The sequence below is a fragment of the Plantibacter elymi (nom. nud.) genome, from assembly GCF_900177795.1.
GTDB classification, from domain to species: domain Bacteria; phylum Actinomycetota; class Actinomycetes; order Actinomycetales; family Microbacteriaceae; genus Plantibacter; species Plantibacter elymi.
The window spans coordinates 439914-456012 of sequence record NZ_FXWJ01000001.1 but is presented as its reverse complement, the minus strand read 5'-3'; the positions used below and the strand labels follow the sequence as shown (position 1 = coordinate 456012).

Sequence of the window (16099 nt, the reverse complement as noted above, 5' to 3'; positions counted from 1 at the left end):
GCTAGCGTCCTCAATCACCAGCGATCCGATGAGGGATTGCTCACAGCGAATGGACAAAGATGTTCCGATGGAAGACGACCGCAGCCGTCGCGGTCACCGCTGCTGCACTCGTGCTCACCGGATGCTCCGGTAGCACCTCCGGCTCTGACAGCGGCTCCGGTGGCACCCTGATCCTGGGTGCGATCACTCCCCCCACCACGTTCGACCCGGCCGGCTCCGAGTGGGGCAACCGCTCGCCCTTCTACCAGGCCGTCTTCGACACCCTGCTCGTCGCCACCGCCGACGGGGAGATCGTCCCGTCGCTCGCGACCTCCTACGAGTACAACGACGACAACACCGTCCTGACGCTCAAGATCCGCGACGACGTCACCTTCACCGACAAGTCGAAGCTCACCGCCGACGTCGTCAAGCAGAACCTCGAGCGGTTCAAGACCGGCACCTCCCCCGACGCCGGCTACTTCGCCGGGGTCGCCTCCGTCGCTGCCCCCGACGACACCACCGTGGTCATCACCCTGAGCGCGCCGGACCCGGCCATGCTCAACTACCTCACCCGTGACCCCGGCCTGATCGCCAGCGCGGAGTCGTTCGACAGCCCCGACCTCGCCACCAACCCCGTCGGCTCCGGACCGTACGTGCTCGACACGGCCGCGACCGTCACCGGCACGAGCTACAGCTACACCGCGAACCCCGACTACTGGAACAAGGACTGGCAGCACTACGACAAGCTGACCATCAACGTCCTCCAGGACGCGACCGCCGGCCTCAACGCCGTCAAGTCGGGCGAGGTCAACGGCATCAAGCTCGCCAACAACGACAACCTCGCCGAGGTCGAGGGCGCCGGCTGGACCGTCAACGCCAACGAGCTCGACTTCCAGGGCATGCTCCTCCTCGACCGCGCCGGCACGATGAACCCGGCCATCGCCGACGTCCGCGTCCGCCAGGCCATCAACTACGCGTTCGACCGCCCGGCCTTGCTCAAGGCGCTGCAGAACGACAACGGCACGGTCACGGGTCAGGTCTTCCCGGAGAACTCCCCTGCCTACGACAAGTCGCTCGACGACCGCTACGGCTACGACCCCGAGAAGGCCAAGGAGCTGCTCGCCGAGGCGGGTTACGCCGACGGCCTGACGCTCTCGATGCCGTCCTCCACGGTGCTCGGCGCCACCACCTACACGCTGATCTCGCAGCAGCTGGCCGACGTCGGCATCACCGCCGAGTACACGGACCCGGGCAACAACTTCATCGCCGACCTCCTGGCCCCGAAGTTCCCCGTCTCCTTCATGGCGCTGGAGCAGAACCCGGACTGGCAGCTCATCCAGTTCATGATCGCCCCGAACGCCGTCTTCAACCCCTTCAAGTACGACGACCCGAAGGTCGACGAGTACATCAAGCAGATCCAGTACGGCGATGAGGCGACGCAGGGCAAGGTCGCCAAGGAACTCAACGCCTACATCGTCGAGCAGGCCTGGTTCGCCCCCTTCTACCGGGTGCAGGGCAGCTTCGCGACGGACGCCAACACGACCGTCAAGATGATCCCGACGAACGCGTACCCGTCCATCTACGACATCCAGCCGAAGTAGTCCGCTGATCCTGAGCCGGTCGAGGGGTTCGCCCGTCGACCGGCTCAGGGACCGGGACCGGCCGGCCGCACGTCGGTTCGACCCCGGCCCGCCCGAGTGCCCAGCGCTCGGGCGGGCCGGCCCCAACACCCCTCACTCACCCACTTCCTGGAGTGACCCATGCTCGGATTCATCCTCAGACGCCTGGTCTCCGGCGTCGTCCTCATCTTCGTGATCTCCGTGATCGCGTACTCCCTCCTCTACCTCGGCGGCGGCGACATCGCCCGCCGGATCCTCGGCCAGAGCGCCACCACCGAGACCGTCGCGAAGAAGGCCGCCGAACTCGGCCTCGACCGCCCGCTGCCGGTGCAGTACCTCGACTGGATCACCTCCGCCTTCCAGGGCGACCTCGGCCGCTCGTGGTTCACCGGCCAGCTCGTCTCCTCCGGCGTCACCGGCCGCCTCGCCGTCACCCTCTCGATCGTGCTCGGCGCGACCATCATCGCCGCGATCGTGTCCGTCATCCTCGGTGTCCTCGCCGCCCGTCGCGGTGGATGGATCGACAACGTCGTCCAGTTCATCTCCGTCATCGGCTTCGCGATCCCCAGCTTCCTCATCGCGCTCGTGCTCGTCATCACCTTCGCGATCAACCTGCGCCTGTTCAAAGCCACCGGGTACATCCCGATCACCACGTCCTTCTCCGGCTGGGTCGCCTCGGTGACATTGCCGATCATCGCCCTCGCGATCGGCGCCATCGCGACGGTCTCGCAGCAGGTGCGCGGTTCCGTCGTCGACGCGATGTCGAAGGACTACGTCCGGACGCTCCGCAGTCGCGGGCTCGGCACGGGCCGCGTCATCTACAAGCACGTGCTGCGGAACGCCGGCGGCCCGGCTCTCGCCGTCCTCGCCGTGCAGTTCATCGGCCTCCTCGGCGGCGCCGTCATCATCGAGCAGATCTTCGCCCTCCCGGGCATCGGTCAGCTCGCCGTGCAGGCCACGACCCAGGGCGACATCCCCATCGTCATGGGGGTCGTCATCGCGACGGCCATCATCGTCGTCGTCGTCAACCTGCTCATCGACCTCGCGCAGGCTGCGCTCAACCCGAAGGTGCGACTGTCATGACCGCCATCGAAACCCCGCTCACCGTCCCGACCCCGCAGGTCCGCGTCAACCTCCTGCGTCGGCTCCTCAAGCGCCCGATCGGCGCCGCGTCCCTCGTGTTCCTCGTGCTCATCGGGGTCGTCGCGATCCTCGGACCGCTCATCGCCCCGCAGGACCCGAACCTCGCGTCCCTGCAGCAGGTCCTGGCGCCTCCGAGCGCCGACCACCTCCTCGGAGCGGACAGCGCCGGGCGCGACGTGTTCTCCCGCCTGCTCGCCGCCACCCAGATCAGCGTCGCCGCAGCGCTCCTCGCCCTCGTCGTCGCGATCGTCATCGGGGTCGTCGCCGGACTGATCGCCGGGTACTACCAGGGCTGGTTCGACTCCGTGTCGTCCTGGTTCACGGGCCTCATCATGGCGCTGCCCGGCATCGTCGTCCTCCTCGCCGCCCGCGCCGTCCTCGGCCCGTCGGTCTGGATCTCGATGGCGATCTTCGGCATCCTGCTCTCGCCCTCCTACTTCCGCCTCGTCTACGCGGCGGTCACGGCCGTCCGCTCGGAACTCTACGTCGACGCCGCCCGGGTCTCGGGCCTCAGCGACCCGCGCATCATCGGCAAGCACATCCTCTCCGTCGTCCGCGCACCGATCATCATCCAGTCGGCGATCATCGCGGGCATCGCCATCGCGATCCAGTCCGGCCTCGAGTTCCTCGGTCTCGGCGACCTGTCGGTGCCGACCTGGGGGTCGATGCTCAACGACGGCTTCACGAACATCTACAAGGCACCGATCCTCATGGTGTGGCCGTCGCTCGCGATCGCGCTCACCTGCATCGCGCTCACCCTGCTCGCCAACGCGATGCGCGACGAGCTCGAGCGCACCGTGTCCGTCCGTCGGCGCCGTCGCAAGATCGTCACGACCTCGAAGACGGGCTCGAACACGATCGTCACCCAGTCGATCAGCACCTCCGGGATCAGCGAGGACGAGATCGTCGGCGTCCCGCCCATCCGCCACGACGACGACGCCCGCGCCTCCGCTCGCGCCGAGGAGCTCGTCCTCAGCGTGCGCGACCTCCGCGTCGGCTACGACCAGGAGGGCGGCCGGGTCACCGAGGTCGTCCACGGCGTCGACCTCGACATCCGCAAGGGCGAGGTCCACGGCCTCATCGGCGAGTCCGGTTCGGGCAAGACCCAGACCGCGTGGGGTGTCCTCGGGCTCCTGCCGCGCGGCGGGCGGGTCACGGACGGCACGATCCGCTACGAGGGCACCCGACTCGACACCCTCGGGGAGCGCGAGTACACGGCCATCCGCGGCAAGCGCATCGGCTACATCCCGCAGGAGCCGATGTCGAACCTCGACCCGGCGTTCACGATCGGCAGCCAGCTCGTCGAACCCCTGCGCGTCACCCTCGGCCTCAGCAAGAAGGAGGCGACGGACAAGGCGCTCGCCCTGCTCGAGCGGGTCGGCATCCCGAACCCCAAGCGCACCTTCGCCGCGTTCCCGCACGAGGTCTCGGGCGGTATGGCGCAGCGCGTGCTCATCGCCGGCGCCGTCTCCACGGACCCGGACATCGTCATCGCCGACGAGCCCACCACCGCCCTCGATGTGACCGTGCAGGCGGAGGTCCTCGACTTGCTGCGCGACCTCCAAGCGGAGCGCCACATGGCGATGCTCCTCGTGACGCACAACTTCGGTGTGGTCGCCGACCTCTGCGACCGGGTCTCGGTCATGCAGAACGGACTCATCGTGGAGACCGGGCCGGTGCGCTCGATCTTCAACCACGCACAGCACCCGTACACGCAGTCGCTGCTCGGCGCGATCCTCGACGAGGGTCCCGCCCGACCGGCACTCGCGACGAACCTGACAGGAGAGACCCGATGACGTCGTCACTGCTCGAGGTGAAGGACCTCGAAGTCGAGTACCCGGGCAAGGGGTTCCGTGCCCAGTCGTTCAAGGCGCTCAAGGGCGTGTCGATCGACATCAAGCCCGGTGAGACCGTCGGTCTCGTCGGCGAGTCCGGCTCCGGCAAGACCACGCTCGGTCGCGCCGTGCTGGGCCTCGCCCCGGTCACCGGCGGCAGTATCCGCTACCGCGACCAGGAGATCGGGCACCTGAAGCGCAAGGAGCGCCGGGCACTCAGCTCGGAGATCCAGGTCGTGTTCCAGGACCCGTACTCCTCCCTCAACCCCTCGCTCACGATCGAGCAGATCCTCACCGAGCCGCTCACCGTGCGCGGCGTCTCCGGTGCCGACGCCCGCAAGCGCGTCGGATCCCTGCTCGACCAGGTGCAGCTGCCGACCGGCGCGGCCTCACGGCTCCCCCGGGAGTTCTCGGGCGGCCAGCGGCAGCGCATCGCGATCGCCCGGGCGCTCGCCCTCGATCCGAAGCTCATCGTGTGCGACGAGCCCGTGTCGGCCCTCGACCTGTCGACGCAGGCGCGGGTCCTCGACCTCTTCATCGACATCCAGGAGCAGACGGGTGTCGCCTACCTGTTCATCTCGCACGACCTCGCGGTCGTCCGGCACATCAGCCACCGCGTGGCGGTCATGTACCACGGCGAGATCGTCGAGTCCGGCGACGGTGACCAGGTGACGGCGCACCCGGCGCATCCCTACACGCAGCGCCTGTTCATGGCGGCACCGATCCCCGACCCGGACCGCCAGGAGGACCGCCGGGTGGAGCGACGCCGCCTCATCGACGAGCAGCGTGCGGCGGATTCCGCCGCCTGACCGTCGCTTCGACCGCCCGGTCGGCCGGGGCCAGGAACCCGGCCGGCCGGGCGCACCATCGGTCCCCGAGACCCACCCCCGGTCCCTGAGCTTGTCGAAGGGCCCACATCCGGTCCCCGAGACCCACCATCCGGTCCCTGAGACCCACCATCCGGTCCCTGAGACCCACCATCCGGTCCCTGAGACCCACCATCCGGTCCCTGAGACCCACCATCCGGTCCCTGAGCTTGTCGAAGGGCCACCCCAGAACGGACCCACATCGCATGACCATCACTACTCCCCGGCACGCCGCCGCCACGAAGCCCATCGACACCGCGGCGATCGCCGCCCTCGTCGCCCGGCTCGACCTCGAGGAGAAGGTCGCACTCGTCTCCGGCGCGGACTTCTGGACCACGGTCCCGCTCGAGAAGATCGGCCTCCGCGCCATGGTCCTGTCCGACGGCCCGGCCGGCGTCCGCGGTCCGCTGTGGGACGAGCGCTCGCCGTCGATCAACCTCCCGTCAGCGACCGCGCTGGCGTCCTCGTGGGATCCCTCGCTCGCCTACCGCTACGGCGCCGTCGCCGCGGCCGAGGCCCGCCGCAAAGGCGTCGACGTCGTCCTCGGCCCGACCATCAACCTCCACCGTTCCCCGCTCGGCGGGCGGCACTTCGAGGCATTCAGCGAGGACCCGGAACTGACCGGTTCGCTCGCGGCCGCCTACGTCAGCGGCCTGCAGGACAACGGCGTCGCCGCGACCCCCAAGCACTACGTCGCCAACGACTCCGAGACCGACCGCTTCACGGTCGACGTGCACGCAAGCGAGCGTGCCCTCCGCGAGCTCTACCTCGCGCCGTTCGAGCGCACGGTGACCGAAGCCGGCACCTGGGCGATCATGAGCGCCTACAACTCCGTCGACGGCGTCACGATGAGCGAGAACGACCTCCTGGAGACGCCGCTCAACTCGGAGTGGGGCTTCGACGGCGTCGTCGTCAGCGACTGGACCGGCGTCCGCAGCCTCGGCTCGGCACCGGCGTCGCAGGACCTCGCCATGCCCGGCCCCGCTCCCGCATGGAGCGCGGCCCTCGTCGAGGCCGTCCGCGACGGCCGCGTCGCCGAAGCCGACGTCGACCGCAAGGTCGCCCGGCTCCTCGCCCTCGCGGTCCGCGTCGGTGCCCTCGGCGAGGAAGCGCTGGCGCCGGCCCCGGTCGACGGGGTCGCCTTCTCCCGCGAGGCGGAGACCGAGGGCGTCGTGCTGCTCGACAACGACGGCACCCTGCCCCTCGACGCGAGCACGCTCACCCGCGTCGCCGTCATCGGGCACAACGCCCGCGACTCGCGCACCCAGGGCGGTGGCAGTGCGACGGTCCTCCCTGAGCACACCGTCAGCCCACTCGAGGGACTCCGACTCGCGCTCCCCGAGGCGACGATCGACTACGCCGTCGGCGCGATCGTGCAGGAGGGCGTCGCCGAACTCCCGCTCGAGCGCCTCACCAACCCGCGCACGGGTGACCCCGGCCTCGTCGCCACGTTCCTCGACGCCGACGGCGCGGAACTCTTCACCGAGGACCGCCGGTCCACCGCGCTCGTCTGGTTCGGCGGCGACGCCCCGGTCACCACGGCGTCGCAGCTCGTCCTCACCACCACGTACACGCCGGAGGCCACCGAGCAGCTGCGACTCGGCTTCGCCACGGGGCTCCACGGCCGGCTCTTCGTCGACGGCGTCCTCCTCGTCGACGAGCAGCCCGTGGTCGTCGGGAACGACCTCGGTGCAGCGCTGCTCGCCCCGCCGTCGGCGACGGGGGCGTTCGCCGCCCAGGCCGACGTCGCCGTCGAGCTCCGCGCGGAGTTCGACCTCTCCCCGAGCGAGAACGGTCTCGGAGCGATCAGCGTCACCGTCGGCCGCGCTCCCGACGATTCCGACCCCGACGCCCTCATCGCCCAGGCGGTCGAGGCGGCCCGCGCGGCCGATGTCGCCGTCGTGGTCGTCGGCACGAACTCGAAGGTCGAGTCGGAGGGTTGGGACCGCAGCGACCTCACGCTCCCCGGCCGTCAGGACGAGCTCGTCCGGGCCGTCGCCGCCGTGAACCCGCGCACCGTCGTGATCGTCAACTCCGGCGCCCCGGTCCTGCTCCCCTGGAGCGACGAGGTCGCCGCCGTGCTCCTCGGTTGGTTCGGCGGGCAGGAGATGGGCAACGCCCTGGCCGACGTGCTCCTCGGTGTCGCCGAACCCGGTGGTCGCCTGAGCACCACCTGGGCTGCAGCGCTCGACGACGTCCCGGTGCTCGACGTCACACCGGTGGACGGCGTGCTCCGCTACGAGGAGGGCATCCACATCGGCTACCGCGCGTGGCTCCGCTCGGGTGCCACGCCCGCCTACTGGTTCGGCCACGGGCTCGGGTACACGAGCTGGTCCATCGTCGGTGGCGAGGTCTCGGGCGACGTCGCCTCCGGTGATGCCCGCGTCTCCGGGACCGCGACGAACACCGGCGACCGCGCCGGCAAGCACGTCGTCCAGGTGTACGCGGAGCGACCGGACTCCTCGGTCGACCGCCCCGTGCGCTGGCTCGTCGGATCGGCCGTCGTCCGCGCGGGCGCCGGCGAATCGGTCGCCTGGGAGGTCGCGCTGCCGGCCCGGGTCTTCGCCCACTGGGCGGACGGCTGGCAGGTCGAGCCAGGCGACGTCACCCTCCGGATCGGATCGTCCGTCGTCGACCTGGTTCACGAACACGTCGTCACCATCGCGGCAGGGACTTCCCGATGACCGCGCACGTGGCGCGGATCGGTCGGCTGCGGGCGGAGACCCGCGACGACAGCCCCGCGGTCGCGACGCCGACGCCTCGGTTGAGCTGGACCGTCGAGACCGGTGGCTCCGACTGGGTGCAGGCCTGGGCCGAGCTCCGGGACGGCAGTGGTGTCACGGCGCGTGTCGAGGGCCGCGACTCCGTCCTCGTCTCCTGGCCGTTCACCCCGCTCGCCCCAGACGAGGTGCGCACCGTCGAGGTCCGTGCCGCGTCGACCGCGGGTGAGGAGACACCCTGGAGCGAGCCGACCGTCGTCGAGGCCGCGTTCCTCGCCGACGGAGCCTGGACCGCACGCTTCATCGGTCTCGCGGCGCCCGAGCGTCCGGCGCAGCCGATCCGGGTGCGCCGCACCTTCACGGTCGGCGGGCCCGTCCGTCGCGCCCGGCTGTTCTGGACCGCGCTCGGTGCCGCCGAACCGCAGCTGAACGGGCTGCCCGCCTCGGAGGACGTCCTCTCCCCCGGCTGGACCGCCTACGGCGACCGCCTCGTGCACGAGACCGTCGACGTCACCGCGCTCGTCGAGCCGGGCGAGAACGTCCTCGCCGCGACCGTCGCCGGCGCCTGGTACACCGAGCGCTACGGATTCTTCCAGTTCGCCGAGCGGATCTACGGCGACCAGCCACGCTTCGCCGCCCAGCTGCAGCTCGACTACCTCGACGGGACGACGGAGACACTCGTCACCGATGCGAGCTGGTCGGCGGCCGACGGTGCCGAGCTCGTCGACAGCGGCATCTACGCCGGCGAGGCGATCGACACCACCCTGGCCGAACCCGGCTGGTCGACGACGGCGTTCGACGCGTCCACCTGGGCCCCGGCCCTCGTCGACGACGCTGCGCACCCGGTGCCGGAGGCCCGCGTCGCCGCGCCCGTCCGTCGCATCGAGGAGCGCGCGGTGGCGGACGTGCTCACCTCGCCGTCCGGCGCGACCATCCTCGACTTCGGCCAGAACCTCGTCGGCCGCCTCCGGCTCACCGTCGCCGGCCCGCGGGGCACGACGCTCACGCTCCGGCACGCCGAGGTCCTCGACGAGGGCGAACTCGCCCTGCGTCCCCTCCGCAACGCCGCGGCCACCGACCACGTCACGCTCTCGGGAGACGGCGAGCAGACGATCGAGCCCCGCTTCACCTTCCACGGCTTCCGCTACGCGCAGATCGACGGCTGGCCGGGCGCATTCGACCCGGCGTCGGTCACCGCCGTCGTCCTCCACAGCGACCTCACGCGCACGGGTTGGTTCTCCTCCTCGCACGAGCTGCTCGACCGCCTCCACGAGAACGTCGTCTGGGGCATGCGCGGCAACTTCCTGAGCATCCCGACCGACTGCCCGCAGCGCGACGAACGGCTCGGCTGGACGGGTGACCTGCAGGTCTTCGCCCCGACCGCGAGCTTCCTCTACGACAGCTCCGCCTTCCTCGACTCCTGGCTGCGCGACCTCGCGCTCGAGCAGGGACACCAGGACGGTGTCGTCCCCATGGTGGTCCCGGCCGCGTTGTCCGGATTCGCCGGCGGCGGGCCGACCGCGGCCTGGGGCGACGCCGCGACCGTCGTGCCGTGGGTGCTCCACGAGCGCTACGGCGACCTCGGGATCCTGCGCGAGCAGTACCCGTCGATGCGGTCCTGGGTGGAGGCCGTCCTCCGGGTGAGCACCGACGGTCTCTGGTCGAACACCTTCCAGCTCGGCGACTGGCTCGACCCGAGCGCGCCGCCGGACCAGCCGGCGAAGGCCAGGGTCGACTCGGACATCGTCGCGAGCGCCTATCACGCGCGATCCCTCCGGATCCTCGCCGACACCGCAGGGCTCCTCGGGGAGACGGCGGACGCCGAGCGGTACGGCGAACTGGCCGAGCGGAGTCGGGCGGCCTTCACCGCCGAGTACGTGACGCCCGCCGGCCGGATGATGTCCGACGCGCCGACCGCGTACGCCCTCGCCCTGCGGTTCGACCTCGTCGACGACCCCGCCCTGCGACAGCGCCTCGCGGACCGCCTCGCCGACCTCGTCCGTGCCGACGGCTACCGCATCGGGACCGGTTTCGTGGGGACGCCGCTCATCACCGACGCGCTCGCCGACGGCGGCCACCTCCGCGCGGCCGGCCGCCTCATGCTCCAGACCGAGAACCCGTCTTGGCTCTCGCCCGTCACCAAGGGCGCGACCACGATCTGGGAGCGCTGGGACAGCCTGCTCGAGGACGGCTCGGTCAACCCGGGCGAGATGACCTCGTTCAACCACTACGCGCTGGGTGCCGTCGCCGACTGGCTGCACCGCACCGTGGCCGGCCTCGCTCCCGCGGCTCCCGGCTACCGCGAACTCCGGATCGCACCGCGGCCGCTCGACGGACTCGACCACGCCGAGGCCCGCCACCTCACGCCCTATGGCGAGGCATCGGTGGCGTGGCGTCGCGATGGGTCGTCCCTCCGGGTGTCGGCGGTCGTGCCACCGAACACCACGGCGACGGTCGCGTTGCCGGGTGCCCCGGAGGAGACGGTCGGGTCCGGTCGCCACGACTGGACGGTCGAGGTCACGGACGCCGGCTCGAGTGCCGACGACGACATCACGCTCGGCCTCGACTCGCCGCTCTCGGAGATCATCGACCGACCGGCCGCGTACGACGCCCTCCTCAGCTCGGTGGGCGCCCACGATCAGGCCAAGGCCGACGACATCCGCCGCGGCACCCAGTGGACTCGTGGTCGGACCGTCCGTCAGCTCCTCATGTTCACGCCGCCGTCGATGCTCGACGACGTGGGGGCAGCGCTTGCTGCAGCCACTCCGGCACCAGGAGTTGCGCGATAACCCCCACACGACTGTTCCACGTGCAACACTCGCACCGCCTGCACCAGGTGCACCCCGCCGCCGACCCCCTCGGCTGATCACAGGAGATCCATGTTCGACCGCAGTTCCGCCTTCGGAGACGTCATCGAGAGCCCGGCGGGTCGCACCGTCCTCGAGCAGTTCCTGCCCGGCATCGCCGCGTCGCCGATGGCCAAGCAGTTCCGCAGCATCCGTCTCGGGCAGCTGTCGGCGATCGTGCCGGAGCTGCAGGACGATGCGGCGAAGGATCGTCTCTGGGCGGCGCTCGCACAGGTGGACGACGGTCCCGACGCCCGCGCACCCTACGGCGCCGCGATCGAGCCCGCTCCCGACTACGAGGGCCAGGACGTCCCGCGCGGCTCGGCGACCCTGACGGTCCCCGGCGACGTCCCGCAGTACGGCGTCGTGGAGATCCGGCTGGACGGGCCGTCGCACGGCAACCCGTTCGTCGACGTGGAACTCGGCGCGACGTTCACGAACGGCGTACGCGAGCTCACGGTCGGCGGGTTCTACGACGGCGACGGCCGGTACCTGGTGCGGCTGCTCGCCGAGGAGCAGGGCGAGTGGTCGTTCACCACGAGCTCGACCGCCCGATCACTCGACGGCGTCGCAGGCGCGTTCACCGTGTCGGCCGCGGCGACGGGCAGCCACGGACCGGTGCGCGTCGACGGCTTCCACTTCGCCCATGCGGACGGCACCCGACACCGCCCGCTCGGCACGACCGCCTACGCCTGGACGCACCAGCCCGAGGAGCTGCAGGAGGAGACCCTCCGCGCCCTCGAAACCGCGCCGTTCACGAAGATCCGCATGTGCGTGTTCCCGAAGTCGTACCTCTACAACGCGAACGAGCCGGAGACGTTCCCCTTCGTCGGCTCGCTCGCCGACGGGTTCGACCACGAGCGGTTCGACCCGGCGTACTGGGCGAACCTCGAGCGGCGCATCACCCAGCTCGGCGCCCTCGGCATCGAGGCGGACCTCATCCTCTTCCACGCCTACGACCGCTGGGGCTTCGCGGACCTCGGTCCGGCCGTCGACGAACGGTACCTGCGCTACGCCGTCCGCCGGCTGGCCGCGTTCGCGAACGTGTGGTGGTCGATGGCGAACGAGTACGACCTGCTCTGGGCGAAGACGAACGACGACTGGGAGCGGCTCGCGGCGGTCGTCGGCGCGGAGGACCCGCACGGCCACCTCAACTCCATCCACAACTGCCAGGGGTTCTACGACTACGCGAAGCCCTGGATCACGCACTGCAGCGTGCAGCGCGTCGACGTCTACCGGACCGCGGAGAACACCGACGCCTGGCGCGAGCAGTGGGGCAAGCCGATCGTCATCGACGAGTGCGCCTACGAGGGCGACATCGACCAGGGCTGGGGCAACATCACCGGCGAGGAGATGGTGCGACGGTTCTGGGAGGGCGCGATCCGCGGCGGCTACGTCGGCCACGGCGAGACCTACCTCAACGACCGTGAGGAGCTGTTCTGGTCGAAGGGCGGGCCGCTCATCGGTTCGAGTCCCGACCGCATCGCATTCCTCGAGCGCATCTCGGCGGAGTCCCCGACGGGCGTCCTCGACCCGCTGCCGGGCGACTGGGACGTGCCGTGGGGCGGGGTGGCCGGCCGCTACGTCATCGGCTACTTCGGCTTCAACCGGCCGCGGTTCCGCAACGTCTTCCTCCCCGAGGGCGAGTTCCACGTCGACGTGCTCGACACCTGGAACATGACGGTCGAGACGGTGCCCGGCACCCACACCGGCACCGTCCGGGTCGACCTGCCCGGCCGCCAGTTCATGGCGGTCCGCCTCCGCCTGGTGGAGTAGGCACGCCGACCGCAGAGCCGAGGCCCTCCCTTCCTCGGTCACGAGGCCCACCCTCCCCCGGTCACTGAGCCTGTCGAAGTGCCGAGCCACCCTCGCCCGCTACAGAGATCACCCTTCCCCGATCATCGGGCCAGCACCCCGTGGTCACTGAGCCGCCCTTCCCCGGTCACTGAGCCTGTCGAAGTGCCGAGCTGACCCTCCACGCCACCCCGTCTCAACACCGTTGACACGTTTGTTCGGACCCTTTACAGTTGTCGGGCATTGACGCAACCCCCGTTGCAACATGCGCAATCGCCCGACGACTGGAGAGCGGCCCATGGATCACGGCACCGGCACCATCCTCCCGGGCGGCGTCCTCCGCGGCACCGCCCTCACTGCCCTGCTGCCCTCCTGGGTGACGGGCGGCGGTGGCGACGCCGTCATCGACCGTCTCCGCGACGACGCCATCGTCGACGAACTCGAGCGTGCCTTCGCCGAGCCGCCGGTCGAGGAGCAGGTCGACTGGTCGGCCGTGCGCATCGCGCAGGTGTCGCACCCCGACCTCCGCGAGCTCGTCGGCCGCAGCATCGCCGAGCTCGCCGCCGAGGCCGGGCAGTCGCCGGTCACCGTCGTCTCGGATACGCTGATCGCCGACCGGCTCACCACCCTCGTCGACCGCCCGTCCTGACCTCCACCATCCCGGACCTTTCTCAGGAGTCCTCCGGCGTGTCGCCGGCTTCCCGGCCAGCCGCGCCGCAGCAGTCCTGAGAACGGCCCATCAGCACTCGAGGAGAGAACCACCGATGCTTCCACTGCCCGCATCCGTCCAGCAGCACGACGGCGCCTTCACGCTGAGCGAGGCGACCGGGCTCGGCGGTGACCGCCGCTTCACGGCCGCGACCCGCTGGTTGCGCGGGGTGCTGCAGACGTCGACCGGGTTCGACCTCGACGCACGGATCGACATGCGGACCGACAGCATCGCGTTCATCCACGACGACACCGTCGCGGCCGGCGGCTACCGGCTCGTGGTCGACGCGGACGGTGTGCGCATCGTCGCCGCCGACACCTCCGGCGCGTTCTCCGGTGCGGTGACCCTGACCCAGCTCCTCCCACCGGCGGTCAACCGCCGTGCGCTCGTCCCCGGCGTCGACTGGACCGTACCGGCGACGACCATCGACGACGCCCCGCGCTTCGGCTGGCGCGGCGTCATGCTCGACGTGGCACGGCACTTCCTCCCCACGTCCGACGTGCTGCGGTTCATCGACCTCGCCGCGCGCCACAAGCTCAACGTCCTCCACTTTCACCTCACCGACGACCAGGGCTGGCGCATCCAGATCGACGCGTTCCCGAAGCTGACCGAGGTCGGCGGGTGGCGGACCGAGAGCCAGCACGGCGCAGCGCGGCACGCTCCCGGCGACGGCCGCCCGCACGGCGGCTTCTACACGAAGGACGACCTACGCGAGATCGTCGCCTACGCCGCTGAGCGGTCCATCACGGTCGTCCCCGAGATCGACCTGCCCGGCCATGCCCGAGCGATCATCGCCGCGTACCCCGAGCTGGGTGTGCCGGACGTGGCGCAGGACACGGACGAGCCGTCGGTGTGGACACGGTGGGGCATCAACGAGGCGATCCTCGACATGGGCGAGGAGACGGTCGCGTTCTTCCGCACCGTGTTCGACGAGGTCATGGAGCTCTTCCCATCGACCTTCATCGGCGTCGGTGGCGACGAGGCGAAGAAGACCCGCTGGGCGGCGAGCGCTCGAACGCAAGCCCTCATGGCCGAGCGCGGGCTCGACTCCGTCGAAGCGCTGCAGGCGTGGTTCATCCGCCAGCTCGAGGCGCACCTGTCCGCCGCAGGCCGACGCCTGTACGGCTGGGACGAGATCCTCGAGGGCGGCGGATTGCCGAAGGACGCGACCGTCGCCTCATGGCGCGGCGAGTTCGGCGCGGTCGCCGCCGCGCGCCAGGGGTACGACGTCATCGCCTGCCCGGACGACCGCGTCTACCTCGACTACCGCGAGTCGGAGCTGCCGGGTGAGCCGATCCCGGTCGGCCCGCCGCTGACGGTCGCGGAGGTGTACACCTTCGAGCCGGTGCCGGCTGAGCTGACGGAGGCGCAGGCCGAGCACATCATCGGGGTGCAGGCGAACATCTGGACCGAGCACATGGACTCCGCCCGCGTGATCGACTACCAGGCGTACCCGCGGCTGTGCGCCCTCGCCGAGGTCGCCTGGGTCGGCCGCGAGCGCGACCTCGCGGGCTTCGAGGCGCGGCTGCAGCAGCATCTCGCCCGCCTCGACGCCCTCGGGGTCGAGTACCGCCGCGCCACGGGGCCGTTCCCGTGGCAGGAGCGTCCCGACGCCGAAGGTCGACCGTCCACCCGCGAGCAGCGGGCCGCCCTCGTCGCCGAACTCACGAAGGACATCCGCGCCTGACGCCGGCCGCGGGCCTTGAGCCTGCCGCCCGGTCCCTAAACCTCCCGTCGGTCCCTAAGCCTCCCGCCTGGTCCCCGAGCCCCCAACCCGGTCCCTGAGCCTGTCGAAGGGCCCCGCAAGCCCCTCGTGCGCACTTCGACAGGCTCAGTGACCGGAGGAGGTCCACCGTCGCGCGCTTCGGCCCCTGAGCCTGTCGAAGGGCAGCCCCACAAGACCCCGTGCGCACTTCGACAAGCTCAGTGACCGGAAGAGGTCCACCGTCGCGCGCACCGGTCCCTGAGCCTGTCGAAGGGCAGCCCCACAAGACCCCGTGCGCACTTCGACAAGCTCAGTGACCGGAGGAGGTCCGACCTCGCGCATAGCGCTCCCTGAGCCTGTCGCAGGGCGGCCTCCTCAGGTGACGAGCGCGTACTCGGTCCCTGAGCGCGTGCGTTCGACGAGCTGCGCGTCGACGAGGTACCGCCGGAGCACCGCGACGTCGTCGTGGAACGCGGACAACCGCTCGTTGATCTCGGCTTCGTCGACCACCTCACCCGGCTGGAGCGCTGATGCCGCGACGCGCTGTAACAGCGCCTGCCGCTCGTCCGGATTCGACGGGTACTGCACGATCCGACCGTCGACCAGGAAGCGGTCGATCCCTTCGCGCTTCGGCGGTGCGGCGGCCGCGAGGAGGTCCCGGAACACCCCGCCCGAGACGCGCCCGCCGTCGTCCAGCAGGCCCGCCCGAGACAACGTCTGGACGCTCTGCTCGGCTCGCCGCACGGCACGCTGGGTGGCGCCGAGGTCGGGCTCCTGCCCGAGGACGAGTTGCGCGTACACCGTCCGGGTGTCGTCGTTCGCGAGGGCGGCGGCCAGCGCGCGCCAGTCCGTCGTCGTCCGCTCCTCGTCCGGCATGGCCCCT

10 protein-coding genes are annotated in these 16099 nt (G+C 70.7%); 9 read left to right on the top strand and 1 reads right to left on the bottom strand.

Going from position 1 to position 16099, the window contains the following annotated elements:
- Positions 1 to 59: 59 nt before the first annotated feature.
- From CCK91_RS02115 to CCK91_RS02070, 9 genes are all read left to right on the top strand, one after another.
- Entirely contained in the window at positions 60 to 1580 is a 1521-nt protein-coding gene (locus CCK91_RS02115) for an ABC transporter substrate-binding protein (protein ID WP_086472654.1), read from the top strand.
- A 159-nt stretch (positions 1581 to 1739) separates the two neighbouring features.
- Positions 1740 to 2681, top strand: a complete 942-nt coding sequence (locus tag CCK91_RS02110) for an ABC transporter permease (RefSeq protein WP_085511322.1) — start codon at positions 1740 to 1742, stop codon at positions 2679 to 2681.
- The gene (locus tag CCK91_RS02105) at positions 2678 to 4537 is read left to right on the top strand and encodes a dipeptide/oligopeptide/nickel ABC transporter permease/ATP-binding protein (protein WP_086472653.1); all 1860 of its coding nucleotides are present in this window, start codon (positions 2678 to 2680) and stop codon (positions 4535 to 4537) included. The genes CCK91_RS02110 and CCK91_RS02105 overlap by 4 nt, the downstream gene beginning before the upstream one ends.
- Complete coding sequence (locus CCK91_RS02100; protein ID WP_086472652.1) at positions 4534 to 5385, top strand: ATP-binding cassette domain-containing protein; 852 nt, start codon at positions 4534 to 4536, stop codon at positions 5383 to 5385. Before CCK91_RS02105 ends, CCK91_RS02100 begins: the two co-directional genes overlap by 4 nt.
- Positions 5386 to 5648: 263 nt before the next feature.
- Positions 5649 to 8126 carry a beta-glucosidase family protein gene (locus CCK91_RS02090; protein ID WP_086472650.1) on the top strand — a complete coding sequence of 826 codons (2478 nt, stop codon included), beginning with the start codon at positions 5649 to 5651 and terminating at the stop codon, positions 8124 to 8126.
- Positions 8123 to 10951, top strand: coding sequence for a family 78 glycoside hydrolase catalytic domain (locus CCK91_RS02085; RefSeq protein ID WP_086472649.1), 2829 nt, complete (start codon positions 8123 to 8125; stop codon positions 10949 to 10951). The genes CCK91_RS02090 and CCK91_RS02085 overlap by 4 nt, the downstream gene beginning before the upstream one ends.
- Positions 10952 to 11041: 90 nt before the next feature.
- Positions 11042 to 12784, top strand: a complete 1743-nt coding sequence (locus CCK91_RS02080; RefSeq protein WP_086472648.1) for a DUF5605 domain-containing protein — start codon at positions 11042 to 11044, stop codon at positions 12782 to 12784.
- 316 nt (positions 12785 to 13100) lie between these two features.
- Positions 13101 to 13451 (top strand): hypothetical protein, encoded by a 351-nt coding sequence (locus CCK91_RS02075; RefSeq protein WP_086472647.1) that lies wholly within the window; start codon positions 13101 to 13103, stop codon positions 13449 to 13451.
- 115 nt (positions 13452 to 13566) lie between these two features.
- Complete coding sequence (locus CCK91_RS02070; RefSeq protein ID WP_086472646.1) at positions 13567 to 15198, top strand: beta-N-acetylhexosaminidase; 1632 nt, start codon at positions 13567 to 13569, stop codon at positions 15196 to 15198.
- Between the two features lie 393 nt (positions 15199 to 15591).
- Here CCK91_RS02070 and CCK91_RS02065 read toward each other — a convergent pair whose 3' ends face one another.
- Positions 15592 to 16092: a DUF2087 domain-containing protein gene (locus tag CCK91_RS02065; protein ID WP_086472645.1), complete on the bottom strand. Its 501-nt coding sequence runs from the start codon at positions 16090 to 16092 to the stop codon at positions 15592 to 15594.
- Between the last annotated feature and the right edge of the window lie 7 nt (positions 16093 to 16099).

Bases quoted from the DNA above. Each gene is read 5' to 3' on its own strand.
- CCK91_RS02110 (WP_085511322.1), top strand. From the start codon at position 1,740: ATGCTCGGATTCATCCTCAGACGCCTGGTCTCCGGCGTCGTCCTCATC.
- CCK91_RS02065 (WP_086472645.1), bottom strand. From the start codon at position 16,092: ATGCCGGACGAGGAGCGGACGACGACGGACTGGCGCGCGCTGGCCGCC.
- CCK91_RS02105 (WP_086472653.1), top strand. From the start codon at position 2,678: ATGACCGCCATCGAAACCCCGCTCACCGTCCCGACCCCGCAGGTCCGC.
- CCK91_RS02070 (WP_086472646.1), top strand. From the start codon at position 13,567: ATGCTTCCACTGCCCGCATCCGTCCAGCAGCACGACGGCGCCTTCACG.
- CCK91_RS02075 (WP_086472647.1), top strand. From the start codon at position 13,101: ATGGATCACGGCACCGGCACCATCCTCCCGGGCGGCGTCCTCCGCGGC.
- CCK91_RS02100 (WP_086472652.1), top strand. From the start codon at position 4,534: ATGACGTCGTCACTGCTCGAGGTGAAGGACCTCGAAGTCGAGTACCCG.
- CCK91_RS02090 (WP_086472650.1), top strand. From the start codon at position 5,649: ATGACCATCACTACTCCCCGGCACGCCGCCGCCACGAAGCCCATCGAC.
- CCK91_RS02115 (WP_086472654.1), top strand. From the start codon at position 60: ATGTTCCGATGGAAGACGACCGCAGCCGTCGCGGTCACCGCTGCTGCA.
- CCK91_RS02080 (WP_086472648.1), top strand. From the start codon at position 11,042: ATGTTCGACCGCAGTTCCGCCTTCGGAGACGTCATCGAGAGCCCGGCG.
- CCK91_RS02085 (WP_086472649.1), top strand. From the start codon at position 8,123: ATGACCGCGCACGTGGCGCGGATCGGTCGGCTGCGGGCGGAGACCCGC.